Origin of the sequence: Bordetella genomosp. 13 (assembly GCF_007679965.1) — a bacterium.
Taxonomy (GTDB): Bacteria; Pseudomonadota; Gammaproteobacteria; order Burkholderiales; family Burkholderiaceae_B; genus Bordetella.
Window position 1 is genome coordinate 60,335 of sequence record NZ_VEHL01000014.1, and the last position, 12,913, is coordinate 73,247.

A 12,913-nucleotide genomic window follows, 5' to 3' on the forward strand; every position below is an offset into this window, starting at 1 on the left:
TAGCCGACTCGCGCCATCCGTACCGCGGCGCGTCAGGCGGTCTGCCCGCCACGCTGCATCCAGTCGCGCGAAGAGCGGAACAGGTCGTGCAGCGTGTGTTCGGGAATGGCCTGCAGCGTGTGGGCCGGCGCGTAGGTCAGCATGGCCAGCAACTGCGCCGTGCCCGGCGGGCCGGCATAGGCGCCGGCGACGTCGGGCAAGCTTGCCTGCATCTGCTTGAGCGCCACGGGCAAGGCCCGGGCGGCCAGGCGGTCGACGCGGGCGGCACGCTCGATGTCGCCCAGCAAGCGCAGGGCCTCGCGGCGCGGGCGGCCGCGCAGCCAATGGCGCAACGCCAAGGCGGTGGCCGTGACGGTGCACAGGGGCACCAGGATAAGCAGTGTCCACTGCCAGGCGGGCAAGGCCTGCAGCACTGCGGGGTCGAACAGCTGCGCCAGCAGCTCGGCGAATCTGTTCATCGCACTTTCCTTGGCTTCAGGTGGCGAAGAAAAAACGTAAAGCAATCGTTCGGAGTGAGCTTGGCACAAGCCGGCGCGAAAGGGAATCCCGGCAAGCCCCTGATAAGCCGATTCGCCACGCATTTTTCGACACGGCAGGCGATGTCGCACAGGCCGGTTGCGCGATCACAGTGGTCCTCATGCCCGCGCGTCGGGCGCCATGCGATCCAGCCGCAACCGGTCGCGTGCGTCGGCCAGGCGGCGCACCCCGGTGGACAGATGAACGACACAGTCACCCGCCGCATGCAACGGTACGCAAGAATGGTCAGCAAACTTGTTCAGCTTATAGTCAGGAAACAGTGAAACCGGTAGCCTGGGACTTGCAGCATCGCGACTTTTCCTCAACCTCATTGATCGCCGAAGGAGGCTGACATGACGAAGATCCTGGTTCCCGTGGACGGTTCGGATTCCGCTCACCGCGCCCTGCAGGAAGCCCTGCGCCTGACGGGCACGGGCGGTGGCGCCACCATCCATCTGCTGAACGTCCAGCCCCCCGTCGCATCCGGCCATGCCCGGATGTTCCTCGACAAGTCCGAGATGCAGGCCTACTACGAGGACGAGGCGCGCGAACCCCTCGCGCGGGCGGAGTCGGAGCTGGCCGGCGCATCGGTGTCGCATACCAAGGCGGTGCGCGCCGGGCACACGGGCGAAGCCATCGCCGAGTACGCGAAGGAAGAACACTGCGACTACATCGTGATGGGAACGCGCGGCCTGGGCGAGGTGGCCGGCATGCTGATGGGTTCGGTGGCGCGCAAGGTCGTACACCTGGCATCGATGCCGGTGATGCTGGTCAAGTAGCCTCCCTGCCGGCGACGTGTGCCGGCAGACCGGCAAGTCCTCGGCCCGCCAGCAGGTCCCCGGGGCAAGCCTCAGACCGCCCTGCCCGCCTGCGCCTGCTTCCAGGCCTCGGCCAGCAGCGCGGGCAGGCTGGTTTCGGCGATGTCGAACGCGATGTCGCCGGTCCGTCCGCCGAACAGGATCTCGACGCGGTAGTACCGTCTGTCGCCGCCCGCCAGCGGGCCCGCGCGCGCGGCGGCCTCGCCCAATGCCTCGCACAGCGCCTGGCGGCGAGCGGGGTCGCAGGCCTGCAGGTCGATGTCCCGCACGCGCGCCAGCGCGGCCACGTAGGCCACGCCGCCTTCGCGGCGCAGGCGGATGCGCGTGGCGCCGTCCAGCGGCGGCAGCATGATCATGGCAGCACGCCCACGTCGGACCAGGCGCGTTGTACGGCCTCGCGCACCCGCGCGTCGCTGGTCGACGCCACCGTCAGTTGCGCGAACAGCGCGAAGTCGGCCTGCGGCGGCAGTTGCCCGCCCGTCAGCGCGCGGTACCAGACCTGCCCCGCGGCGTCCCATGCATGGCCGCCCAGCGTGCGCGCCGCCAGGTAGAACGCGCGGTTGGGAATGCCCGAATTGATGTGCACCCCGCCGTTGTCCTCGTCCGTATCCACGAAATCGCGCATGTGGCCGGGCTGGGGATCGCGGCCGAGCAGCGGGTCGTCGTAGGCCGTGCCCGGCTCGGCCATCGAGCGCAGCGCGCGCGCATTGACCGCCGCGGTGAACAGTCCGGTGCCGATCAGCCAGTCGGCCTGCTCGGACGTCTGCCCGGCCGCGTGCTGTCGCACCAGCGAGCCGAACACGTCGCAGAGCGACTCGTTCAGGGCGCCGGCCTGCCCCTGGTAGACCAGGCCGCCCGAATGGTCGATGACGCCGTGCGTCAACTCGTGCGCCACCACGTCCAGCGCGACCGTGAAGCGGTTGAAGATCTGGCCGTCGCCATCGCCGAACACCATCTGCGCGCCGTTCCAGAACGCGTTGTCGTAGTCCTCGCCATAGTGCACCGTGCCGACCAGCGGCAGGCCGCGGCCGTCGATGGAGTCGCGGGCGTGCACGTCGCGGAAGTACTCGTGCACCGCGCCCAGGTGGTCGTACGCTTCGTCCACGGCGGCGTCCGCGCGCGCAGGCTGCCCTTCCGCGCGCACCAGCCTGCCCGGCAAGGCGGTGGCATTGCCCGCGTCGTGGATGCGGCGCTGCGGACGAGCCGTGGCGCTGGCACGCACCGCGGCGGTCGCGCCCGCGGGCGCCAAGGCCACGGAAGACGCGCGCAGGCTGACCTGGCGCGCATCCAGGTGCAGCGTGTTGGCGGCACCGGTGGCGGCCCGGCCAGCGCCCTGGCGGGCCAGCCGGTCCAGCAGATAGGGAGGAACCAGGCAACGCGGCAGGGACTGGGGCGCGATCACTGACATGCAAGCTCCTTTCTACGATGGAACACGAGGACGGACGGCCGCTGGCGGGCCATTCCCGACATGCTGTACCAGGCGGGCCGGATTTGCCATAATGGCGCGCCCGAGCCGCCGTGCCGGGCGGGCGCCGCGCCCAGGCCATCCGGGCCACTGCGCCAATCACGCGGCGCCCGTACCCATCGATTTCCCAAACGACTACAGCGAGAACAATCCATGAGATCCGACGATACCGGCAAACTGATTCTGCGCCTGAGCCTGGGCATTCTCATCCTGCTGCACGGCCTGTCCAAGCTGAGCACCGGCGTCGGCGGCATCGCCGGCATGCTGTCCTCGCACGGTATCCCCGGCTTCGTCGCCTACTTCGTCTACGTCGGCGAAATCCTGGCGCCGCTGCTGGTCATCCTGGGCATCGCCAGCCGCCTGGGCGGCCTGATCATCGCCATCAACATGGTCGTGGCCATCATGCTGGCGCACACCAGCCAACTGGGTGGCCTGACCGCCAACGGCGGCTGGGCTTTGGAACTGCAGGGCATGTTCCTGTTCAGCGCGCTGGCCATCGCCTTCATGGGCGCCGGCCGCTTCGCCCTGGGCGGCGCCAACGGCCGCTGGAACTGATGTCCGCCGGCCCTGCGGCCGGCTGTTGCTCGCGGGGTCGCTAAGGCGGCCCCGTTTGCATGGCCGGTCGTCATCGGCGCGTTGCGCATGCCGCATGCGCCGCTAGCGTCCGTACGGGGACGAACCCGTGGACGAACCCCCGCGCGGCGCGGGCGCCATGGGGGCCGCCGGCGCGGGCGTATAGGACGGCCGGGCGCTGGGTAGCCCCGCCGACGGAGCGGACGGCTGGCTGGGCCGTGACGGCAGCGTCGGCGCACTGGGCCGCGATGGTTGCACCGGCACGGCGGGCGGCGGCTGGTAGCGCAGCGCACCCGGTTGCCCGGGCTGCCGCGGTATCGGCGGCATGGCGATGTTGCCGCCGGGCGGCGCGGTGTACGCGGGCTGCTGGCCCGTGGAATAGACGCGGGCTGGCGTGGATCCCGACGGCTGGGCCGCGGGCGGCAGCACCTGGGCATGCGCGGACGCGGCGCCGCTTGCCAGCAGCAACACCGCACCCAGGCGATGGACAGTGATCATGGGTCGTCCTCCTGCAAGGTGCGCCGGCCTGGCCAGCGGTCAGGACGCGCGGGCGGTTTTTCAGCGCCTGGACAGGTCTAGCGTCCGCCAAAACCCCCACAGCCGTCAACCGCATCGCGTAAGTGGATGTACGCGTCCGGAATCGCGCGGCGGCACTGGACCGCGCCCGGCACAATCGCTATAACTGGCTGGGTTCGGCCTGTCGCCGTCCGGAGATCCGCATGAAACGCCATCTGATTGCCGCCACGTTCGCCGCCGCGCTGGGCGTGGCGGCCGCCGCCCACGCCGCCCTGAAGGTAGGTGCGCCGGCGCCCGACTTCACGGCCCAGGCCGCCCTGGGTGGCCAGCCGTTCACCTTCAAGCTGAGCGAGGCCCTGGCCAAGGGCCCCGTGGTGCTGTACTTCTACCCCGCCGCCTTCACGCAGGGCTGCAGCCTCGAGGCTCGCAGCTTCGCCGAGGCCATCGACCAGTACAAGGGACTGGGCGCCACGGTGGTGGGTGTGTCGGCCGATGACATGGCCACGCTGAAGAAATTCTCGATGGCCGATTGCGCCGGCAAGTTCGCGGTGGCCGCCGACGCCGACCGTCAGGTGATGAAACGCTACGACGCCGCGCACGAGCGCAATCCCGAGCGCGCGCAGCGCATCTCGTACGTGATCACGCCCGACGGCAAGATCCTGTACGAATACGCCGACATGAATCCGGACCACCACGTCGCCAATACGCTGAAGGCGCTGCGCGACTGGAAGGCCAGACAGGGCTGAGCGCGCGCCTCGCCCAAAAAAAACGCGGGATGGCTGGCGCCTCCCGCGTTTTTTTCGTTGCAGCGAACCCGATCAGGGCAGCAGGTCCCGCACCACCTCGGCCGGCCGGCACAGCCGCGCGCCGCGCTCGGTGACGACGAACGGACGATTGATCAGGATGGGGTTCTCGACCATCGCATCCAGCAGCGCGCCGTCGTCGACGCCCTCGGCGTCCAGGCCCAGCTCCTGGTACAGCGCTTCCTTGGTGCGCACGGCTTCGCGCACGGTCAGGCCCGATTGCTGGATCAGCCCGGCCAGCGTCTGGCGCGAAGGCGGCGTCTTCAGGTATTCGATGACGGTGGGTTCGACACCGGCATCGCGCAGGGCCTGCAGGACGTTGCGGGAGGTGCCGCAGCGGGGATTGTGATAGATGGTGGCGGTCATGGTGCGGCGTACGGTAATCAGGCGTTGAACGGCCACACGGGCGGATGCGTGCCCGGCGGAACCGAGGGCCGGTCCCAGCGGGCCGGCGTGTCCGAGAACTGCGCACTGTGGCGCACCGCCTCGAGCAGGCCGAAGCCGGAAGGCTCGGTATAGACCAGATTATCGATCGGCGGCATGGGGCACGCCAGTCCGTCCTGCACCCGCCCCAGGTCGCGCACCCACAGGCCCGTGCGCGCCAGGGACACGCGCACGTGCCAGCTGCCGCCCTCGGTGGCCTGGCGCGCCAGGGCGGCCAGCGCGCCGAAGGCCATCAGGTAGCCGGACGCGTGGTCCAGCAACTGTACCGGCAGCGGCTTGGGCCCCTCCTGCCCGGCGGCCTGCGCCTCGGCGTGATTGAAGCCGGTGGCCGTCTGCACCAGCGAGTCGAAGCCGCGCCGCGTCGCCCACGGCCCTTCGTGGCCATAGGCCGACAGGGACACGTACACGATGCCCGGCCGCAGCCGCGCCGCGTCCTCCGGGCCGAAACCCAGCGCCTGCATGCCGCCGGGCCGGTAGCCCTGCACGAATACGTGCGCGCGGCGCAGCAGGTTGGCCAGCGCGATGCGGCCCTCGGCGGTTTCCAGGTCGGCGTGCACCGACAGCTTGCCGCGGCTGGTGTCGGCGATGTTCTCGATATTGGGCAGCTCGGGCGAATTGATCAGCATCACGTCCGCGCCGTAGGCGGCCAGCGCGCGGCCGCACACGGGGCCGGCAATGATGCGGGTCAGGTCCATGATGCGCAGGTCCTGCAGCGGGCGATGCAGCGGGCCGTGGGCCGGCAGGGGCCGCGGGTCGGCCTCGCCGATGCGCTCGATGCTGACCACAGGCTGCGCCGCCACGGCCTGCGCCTGCGGATGCGCGTCCCAGGTGGCGAAGTCGCGCATGGCGGATACCACCACGCCCGCCTCGGCGGCCGCCTGTTCGAATTCGAAGGAGTTCCAGCCGGCCAGGGCACGCTCGACCGCCTCGCGCGGCGTGCTCTCGCCCGTGGGACAGCCCAGCACGGCCAGCGCGCCGTCGCGGTGATGCGCGAAGTTGGCGTGGATGCGCACCCAGTTGCCGTCGCCGCAGCGATAGCTGCCGCTGAGCTTGTCCCAGATGGACGGCGTGACGCCGTCGAGCTTGAAGTGGCTGCGGCATTCCTGCGCGGCGCGCAGCAGGTCGACGGAGACCCGTTGGCGGCGCTGGCCGCGCAGATGCCAGATCTCGGCCGCGGCCAGGGCGGCCGCCGCGATGCTGGCCTGGGCCGCCGTGCCCACCGCGAAGGACGACGGCAAGGCGGGTTCATGGCCCGGCAGATCGACGTGGCCCAGGGCCTCGCCGGGCATTTCGGCGTCCTGCCAGAGGCGGTGCAGCGGATGCCCCGCATCCGGTTGCCGCGCCCGCGAGGGCAGGCGTCGCTCGATCTCCGTCAGTATTCCCATGGGCCGTGTCTTCCTGTTCTGTTGGTGTCGTCATCTCTCCACGGAATTACAGGACCCACGCGCGGGTCCGTCAAGCGCGCGGGATGCGGCTGTGTTTCATGGTTTGACCAGCACGCGGGGGGGATGCGTCCAGCGGCATGCAATGTCACATCTGTACCCGGGCTTTACAGCGGTCACCCCTGCCCTGCCTCGCGCTCCAGGCGCCGCAGGAACACCTGCAGCTCTTTCACGACCTGCGCGTCGCCGCGCGTCTGCGCCGCCTGCACGCCGGACTGCCAGGCCTCGCGGGCCTGGTCCCGCCGCCCCTGCGCCAGCAGCGCCTTGCCCAGCCATTTCCAGGCCACCGAATAGTGCGCGTCGAAGGCCAGGGCGGCGCGCAGATGCGCCACGGCTTCCTCGTGGCTGCCGGCCTCGGCGCATGCCTTGCCCAGCGTAAAACGCAGCAACACATTGTCCTGGCCCGCGGCCAGCATGGATTTCAAGCGGTCTATCATCGAGTCCATCACGTCGCCCCTTGCATGGCCATCCGGCTGCCATGATAGCGGTCCCGCATGCACTGCCGGCCGCGTACATGGCCCGCCCGTTTCGAAGGCCGGGCCGCGGGCGGAATTTTTTCGCGCTCCGTCGATCGAAGCGGGATACAGGAGGTACCGTGTCAGCCAGACGTCTACGCAACGCGTTCGCCGCTACCCTGCTGCTGGCCTGGACATGCGCCTGCGGCGCGCAGTCCGCGCCGCTCTGGCGCCAGGTCGACCGGGTCACCTGGGGCGTCACGCCGTCCGAATTGGCCGCCGCGCGCAAGGCGGGCTGGCAGGCCTACCTGGACCAGCAGTTGAAGCCCGACCTGAGGATACCGCTGCCGGCCGAGGTCCAGTCCCGCATCGATGCACTGTCCATCTCCCAGGTGCCTGGCCAGCAGGCCTATCGCCAGCAGGTGCTGCGCGCCCGCGAGAACCGCGACCTGCCCGACGCGCAGCGCAAGCAGGCCAACGCCGAGACCCGCAAGATCACCAGCCGGCGTTCCGGCGAAACCATCATGCGGTCGACGTGGCGGGCCCTGTATTCGCGCGACCAGTTGCAGGAGGTCATGACGTGGTTCTGGATGAATCACTTCAGCGTGTACTCCAGCAAGGGCAACATCGGCACCCTGCTGGACGACTATGAGGACCGCACCATCCGACCGCACACGCTGGGCAAGTTCGGCGACCTGCTGCGCGCCACGGTGCGTTCGCCGGCCATGCTCGTCTACCTGGACAACGCCCGCAACGTGGCCGGCCGGATCAACGAGAACTACGCGCGCGAACTGATGGAGCTGCATACGCTGGGGGTGGATGGCGGCTACTCCCAGCACGACGTCCAGGAACTGGCGCGCATCCTGACCGGCATGACCATCAACCCCCTGGACAAGGCGCCGAAGGTCGATCCGGCGCAACAGGCGCAGGTCGTGTCCGATGGGCTGTTCCTGTTCAATCCCAGGCTGCACGATTCCGGCAGCAAGACCGTGCTGGGGCACGACTTCGAGAACGGCGGCATGCGCGAGATCGACAGTGCGCTCGACATGCTGGCCAGGCAGCCCGCCACCGCGCGCCACATCAGCCGCAAGCTGGCCCAGTATTTCGTGTCCGAACAGCCCCCGGATGCCCTGGTGCAGCGCATGGCGCAGACGTTCCTGAAGACGGACGGCGACATCGCCGCGACGCTGCGCGCCATGTTCGATTCCCCCGAGTTCGCCGCTTCGCTGGAGAGAGGCAAGTTCAAGGACCCGACGCAATACGTCTATTCCTCGATGCGCCTGGCCTACGACAGCATGCCTCCTATCCGCAGCGCGCAGCCGGTGGTGGCCATGGTCGCGCGCCAGGACCAGCTGCTGGGACGCCGGGTCACGCCGGACGGCTATCCCGTCAAGCAATCGGACTGGTCGTCATCGGGGCAGATGACCACGCGCTTCGAGATCGCGCGCACGATCGCCACGTCGCGCGCGCCGTTCTACCGGGATGCCGACGGCGAGCCGCCGCAGCTGCCTGCCATGCCGCTGCTGCTGGACGCCTACGGCAAGACCGGTGACCAGCCGTTCGCGGCGCTCTCCCCCGCCACGCGTGGCGCCATCGAGAAAGCGCCCGATCGCAACGACGCCAACGCCCTGCTGCTGTCGTCCCCGGAGTTCATGCGCCGCTGAGGCCCCACCCGCTTTTCCGGCCGCCCAGCGCCGAAAGGACCTGATCATGCAACGACGCCAATTCCTGCTACACGCTGCCGCCGCGCCGCTGCTGCTGCACGGCGCCAGGCTGTATGCTGCGCCCGCCGCCGATACCCGGCTGCTGGTGGTGTTCATGCGCGGCGCCTACGATGCCGCCAACCTGCTGGTACCCGTGGACAGCGACTTCTATTACGAGTCGCGTCCCACCATCGCCATTCCCAGGCCCGGCGGCGGCGCCGACGCGGCGCTGCCCCTGGCCGACGGCTGGGGCCTGCATCCCGCCGTGGCCGACAGCCTGATGCCGCTGTACAAACAGGGCAGTCTCGCTTTCGTGCCGTTCGCCGGCACCGACGACCTGAGCCGCAGCCATTTCGAGACGCAGAACAGCATCGAACTGGGCCGCTCCACGGCCCAGCGCGGGGCCGACGGCACGGGATTCCTGGGCCGCCTGTCCGCGGTGCTGACCGAGGATCGCCGCAGGCCCGCGTCCTTCACCCGCGGCCTGCCGCAGATATTCCGCGGCTCGCTCAACATTCCCAACATCGACCTGAGCGGGGGCGGCCGCAAATCGTCGCTGAACGAGGACCGTGCCGACGCGATCGCGCAGATGTACCAGGGCACGGACCTGAGCGCGTCCGTCGACGAGGGCCTGCGCATCGTCGGCCAGACCAACGCGGCCATGGCAAAAGAGATGGTCGAGGCCAACGGCAAGGCGGGCTCGGCCCAGAACCTCGAACAGCAGGCCCGCCGCATCGGCCAGTTCATGGCCGATCGCTACAACGTCGGGTTCGTCGACGTGGGCGGTTGGGACACGCACGTGGCCCAGGGCGGCGCCACCGGCGCGCTGGCCAACAACCTCGGCCGGCTCGGCCGCGCGCTGTCGGCCTATGCCGATGCGATGGGACCGGCATGGAAGAACACCACCGTCGTGGTCATCAGCGAGTTCGGCCGCACGCTGCGCGAGAACGGCAACAAGGGCACCGACCACGGCCACGGCACGGTGTACTGGGTGCTGGGCGGCACGGTGCAAGGCGGGCGCATCGCCGGCCGCCAGGCCAGGGTCGACCGCGCCTCGCTGTTCCAGGACCGCGACTACCCGGTGCTCAACGACTACCGCTCGGTATTCGCCGGCCTGTTCGGCAAGCTGTACGGCCTGCGTCAGCCGCAACTGCAGACCGTGTTCCCCGGCGCGAAGCCGCTGGACCTGAAGCTGGTGTGACGGCGTCCGCCGCGCGGCATCGCACCGCGTGCGGCCGTGCGGCGCTACACTCTGGGCGCCGGCTGCCTGCCGCGGCGCCTTGCCGCCTGGCCGCCCCAACGGAGGCTGCATGACCACCCTGTTCGACTTCTCCGCGCATGGCCTGGACGGCCAGCCGCATTCCTTGTCCGAGTTCGCCGGCCAGGTCACCCTGGTCGTCAACGTGGCCTCCCAATGCGGCTTCACGCCGCAGTATTCGGGCCTGGAAGACCTCTATCGCGGCTACCGCGACCAGGGTTTCGCCGTGCTGGGATTCCCGTGCAACCAGTTCGGCCACCAGGAGCCCGGCGACGAGGCCGAGATCCGCAGTTTCTGCGACATGCAGTACGGCGTGACCTTCCCCATGTTCGCCAAGATCGACGTCAACGGCGCCCAGGCGCATCCGCTGTACCGCTGGCTGAAGGAGCAGAAGCCCGGCCTGCTGGGCACCGAGGGCATCAAGTGGAACTTCACGAAGTTCCTGGTGGGCCGCGACGGCCAGGTCATCAAGCGCTATGCCCCCACCGACGCGCCCGCCTCGATCGCCGGCGACGTCGCCGCAGCGTGCGCCGCGCCCGCGGCGCCGGGCGCCTGAGCCCTACCGCAGCGGCGGCAGCCTGCGCCGCAGCGGCGTGGACTTGACCACCGAGGTATTGGTCTCGGCGTACTGCACGATACGGTCCAGCACGGCGTCGAGCTCGCCGATGGACCGTATCACCACACGGGCGTAGAAGCAGTCTTCGCCCGTCACCTTGTCGCATTCAACGAACGCGCCGATCGTGGGAATGATCTCCTCGACCTTGCGCAGTTGTCCGGGCAATGGGCGGATGCGCACGATGGCCTGCAGGCCGAAGCCCAGCGCCTGCGGATCGACGTCCAGCGTATAGCCGCGCACCACTCCCGATTCTTCCAGCCGGCGCAGCCGTTCGGCCACGCTGGGCGGCGACATGCCGACCTGGCGGGCCAGGTCGGCCGCGGTGGTGCGGGCGTTGGCGGTCAGCAGCGTCACGAGACGCCGATCGATCTCGTCCAGTGGGGTGGCTTCGTTCATAAGGGTAGATGGCAGATTTGCGGATGAAGAGCAGGTAGAAGTGCTTTCCTGCCGAAGTTCATGCATGTATTCCGGGCATTATGCCTGGGATAATTTTCTCCTGTCAGTACATTTTTGGCCGCTCGACGCGGCGTCAGGAGCCCGACATGTCTTCCTCCACGCATATGCAACGCACCGGCCTGTCGCAGATGGCCGCCGCCATGACCCTCTCAGGCACGCTCGGTTTCTTCGTCCTCGAATCGGGGCAGAGTCCCTGGAACGTGGTGTTCCTGCGATGCGTGTTCGGCGCACTGGGCCTGCTGGCCTACTGCGCCGCCCGCGGCCTGCTGCGGCCGGGCCTGTTCACGCGGCGGACATTCTTGATGGCGCTGGTCGCGGGCGCGGCCCTGGTGTTCAACTGGGTACTGCTGTTCTCGTCCTATCACCTGGCCTCGATCTCGCTGTCCACCGCCGTCTACAACATGCAGCCGTTCATCATGATCGGCCTGGGCGCCCTGTTCCTGGGTGAGCGTCCCACCCGGCGCAAGCTGGCATGGACAGGCGTGGCCTTCGTCGGCCTGCTGTTGGTGCTGGGCGTCACGCCCGGCCGCGTGGCCGATGCGGTCGACTATCTGCATGGCCTGGTGCTGGCCCTGGGCGCCGGCGCGCTGTATGCCGTGACCGCGGTGCTGGTCAAGCGGCTGGCGCACGTCCCGCCGCAGGTGCTGGCCCTGGTGCAAGTGACGCTGGGCGTGCTGCTGCTGTTGCCGATGGCGGACTTCCAGGCCATGCCGCAGCACCCCGCGCAGTGGGGCAGCACGGTGGCCATGGGCCTGGTGCATACCAGCCTGATGTACATCCTGCTGTATTCCGCTTTGCAGAAGCTGCCGACGGAGTCGGTCGCGCCGCTGAGCTTCATCTACCCCGTGGTGGCCATGCTGGTGGACTTCGTGGTGTACGGCCAGCGGCTGGGCCCCGCCCAGTGGCTGGGCGTGGTGCTCATCTTCCTGGCCGTGGCGGGCGTCAGCCTGCGCCGCGCCGCGCCCGTGCAGGCGGCGCCCGTGCTGGCCGCGCCTTTGCAGGCCGCGCCCTTGCGGGCCGCGCCCGCCTGCGCCTGCAATCCCGCGTCCCGCGCCGGGGCTTGAGCCACGGCCGCGCGGCAAGCCGCTATCATGGTGGCTTGCCGCCTGCACGCCGGGCGACGCAACGCGCAGAGGACCACCATGATCGACCTGTATTACTGGACGACCCCCAACGGCCACAAGATCACCCTGTTTCTCGAGGAAACCGGGCTGCCGTACAAGATCCATCCGGTAAACATCGGCAAGGGCGAGCAATTCCAGCCCGAGTTTCTCGCCATCTCGCCCAACAACCGCATTCCCGCCATCGTCGACCAGGAGCCCGCTGGCGGCGGCGCCCCGGTGTCGGTGTTCGAGTCGGGCGCCATCCTGCTGTACCTGGCCGAGAAGACCGGCCGCTTCATCCCGCAGGACCTGCGCGGCCGCACCGACGCGCTGCAATGGCTGTTCTGGCAGATGGGCGGCCTGGGTCCCATGGCCGGGCAGAACCATCACTTCTCGGCCTACGCGCCCGAACCGATCCCCTACGCGATCGAGCGCTACGTCAAGGAGACCAACCGGCTGTACGGCGTGCTGGACCATCGCCTGGCCGACCGCGAGTTCGTCGCGGGCGAGTACTCCATCGCCGACATGGCGGCCTATCCCTGGATCGTGCCGCACGAGCGCCAGGGCCAGAAGCTGGAAGACTTCCCGAACCTGAAGCGCTGGTTCGACGCCATCGCCGCCCGTCCCGCCACCGTGCGCGCCTACCAGAAGGCCAAGGACATCAACGTCACGCCGTCCGTCAACGACGAGGCCTCGCGCCGCGTGCTGTTCGGCCAGACGGCGGCCTCGCTGCGCCGCTGACCGC

General features: G+C 69.3%; 16 protein-coding genes. 8 read left to right on the top strand and 8 right to left on the bottom strand.

Annotation, left to right across the window (positions count from 1 at the left end; genetic code table 11):
* Positions 1-32: 32 nt before the first annotated feature.
* Positions 33-458, bottom strand: coding sequence for a hypothetical protein (locus tag FS845_RS25785; protein WP_144641321.1), 426 nt, complete (start codon positions 456-458; stop codon positions 33-35).
* A 411-nt stretch (positions 459-869) separates the two neighbouring features.
* Here FS845_RS25785 and FS845_RS25790 point away from each other — a divergent pair, with 411 nt between their 5' ends.
* The gene (locus FS845_RS25790) at positions 870-1,295 is read left to right on the top strand and encodes a universal stress protein (protein ID WP_144641324.1); all 426 of its coding nucleotides are present in this window, start codon (positions 870-872) and stop codon (positions 1,293-1,295) included.
* Between the two features lie 71 nt (positions 1,296-1,366).
* On the opposite strand, the gene FS845_RS25795 is transcribed toward FS845_RS25790, so the two are convergent.
* Both FS845_RS25795 and FS845_RS25800 read right to left on the bottom strand, forming a co-directional pair.
* Complete coding sequence (locus FS845_RS25795) at positions 1,367-1,690, bottom strand: protealysin inhibitor emfourin (RefSeq protein ID WP_144641328.1); 324 nt, start codon at positions 1,688-1,690, stop codon at positions 1,367-1,369.
* Positions 1,687-2,742, bottom strand: coding sequence for a M4 family metallopeptidase (locus FS845_RS25800; RefSeq protein ID WP_144641330.1), 1,056 nt, complete (start codon positions 2,740-2,742; stop codon positions 1,687-1,689). Before FS845_RS25800 ends, FS845_RS25795 begins: the two co-directional genes overlap by 4 nt.
* Positions 2,743-2,952: 210 nt before the next feature.
* Here FS845_RS25800 and FS845_RS25805 point away from each other — a divergent pair, with 210 nt between their 5' ends.
* Complete coding sequence (locus FS845_RS25805) at positions 2,953-3,354, top strand: DoxX family protein (RefSeq protein ID WP_144641333.1); 402 nt, start codon at positions 2,953-2,955, stop codon at positions 3,352-3,354.
* 102 nt (positions 3,355-3,456) lie between these two features.
* Here FS845_RS25805 and FS845_RS25810 read toward each other — a convergent pair whose 3' ends face one another.
* A complete protein-coding gene (locus FS845_RS25810) occupies positions 3,457-3,870 on the bottom strand; it encodes a hypothetical protein (protein WP_144641336.1) in 414 nt (137 codons plus the stop codon).
* Positions 3,871-4,091: 221 nt separating this feature from the next.
* Between FS845_RS25810 and FS845_RS25815 the strand changes: the two genes are divergently transcribed.
* Complete coding sequence (locus FS845_RS25815; protein WP_144641339.1) at positions 4,092-4,634, top strand: peroxiredoxin; 543 nt, start codon at positions 4,092-4,094, stop codon at positions 4,632-4,634.
* Between the two features lie 72 nt (positions 4,635-4,706).
* Here FS845_RS25815 and arsC read toward each other — a convergent pair whose 3' ends face one another.
* The 3 genes from arsC to FS845_RS25830 form a co-directional block, all read right to left on the bottom strand.
* The gene (gene arsC, locus FS845_RS25820) at positions 4,707-5,057 is read right to left on the bottom strand and encodes an arsenate reductase (glutaredoxin) (RefSeq protein ID WP_144641342.1); all 351 of its coding nucleotides are present in this window, start codon (positions 5,055-5,057) and stop codon (positions 4,707-4,709) included.
* A 17-nt stretch (positions 5,058-5,074) separates the two neighbouring features.
* Positions 5,075-6,424 carry a CoA transferase gene (locus FS845_RS25825; protein ID WP_260986455.1) on the bottom strand — a complete coding sequence of 450 codons (1,350 nt, stop codon included), beginning with the start codon at positions 6,422-6,424 and terminating at the stop codon, positions 5,075-5,077.
* 269 nt (positions 6,425-6,693) lie between these two features.
* Complete coding sequence (locus FS845_RS25830) at positions 6,694-7,023, bottom strand: tetratricopeptide repeat protein (RefSeq protein WP_144641348.1); 330 nt, start codon at positions 7,021-7,023, stop codon at positions 6,694-6,696.
* Positions 7,024-7,172: 149 nt separating this feature from the next.
* On the opposite strand from FS845_RS25830, the gene FS845_RS25835 reads away from it, so the two are divergent.
* From FS845_RS25835 to FS845_RS25845, 3 genes are all read left to right on the top strand, one after another.
* Entirely contained in the window at positions 7,173-8,696 is a 1,524-nt protein-coding gene (locus tag FS845_RS25835) for a DUF1800 domain-containing protein (protein WP_260986450.1), read from the top strand.
* Positions 8,697-8,742: 46 nt separating this feature from the next.
* A complete protein-coding gene (locus FS845_RS25840) occupies positions 8,743-9,936 on the top strand; it encodes a DUF1501 domain-containing protein (protein WP_144641354.1) in 1,194 nt (397 codons plus the stop codon).
* A gap of 109 nt (positions 9,937-10,045) precedes the next feature.
* On the top strand, positions 10,046-10,549 hold the full coding sequence (locus tag FS845_RS25845; RefSeq protein WP_144641357.1) for a glutathione peroxidase: 504 nt from the start codon (positions 10,046-10,048) through the stop codon (positions 10,547-10,549).
* A gap of 3 nt (positions 10,550-10,552) precedes the next feature.
* On the opposite strand, the gene FS845_RS25850 is transcribed toward FS845_RS25845, so the two are convergent.
* Positions 10,553-11,005, bottom strand: a complete 453-nt coding sequence (locus FS845_RS25850; RefSeq protein WP_260986451.1) for an Lrp/AsnC family transcriptional regulator — start codon at positions 11,003-11,005, stop codon at positions 10,553-10,555.
* 146 nt (positions 11,006-11,151) lie between these two features.
* On the opposite strand from FS845_RS25850, the gene FS845_RS25855 reads away from it, so the two are divergent.
* The gene (locus FS845_RS25855; RefSeq protein WP_144641359.1) at positions 11,152-12,129 is read left to right on the top strand and encodes a DMT family transporter; all 978 of its coding nucleotides are present in this window, start codon (positions 11,152-11,154) and stop codon (positions 12,127-12,129) included.
* A gap of 78 nt (positions 12,130-12,207) precedes the next feature.
* Entirely contained in the window at positions 12,208-12,909 is a 702-nt protein-coding gene (locus tag FS845_RS25860) for a glutathione binding-like protein (protein WP_144641362.1), read from the top strand.
* Positions 12,910-12,913 lie beyond the last annotated feature (4 nt).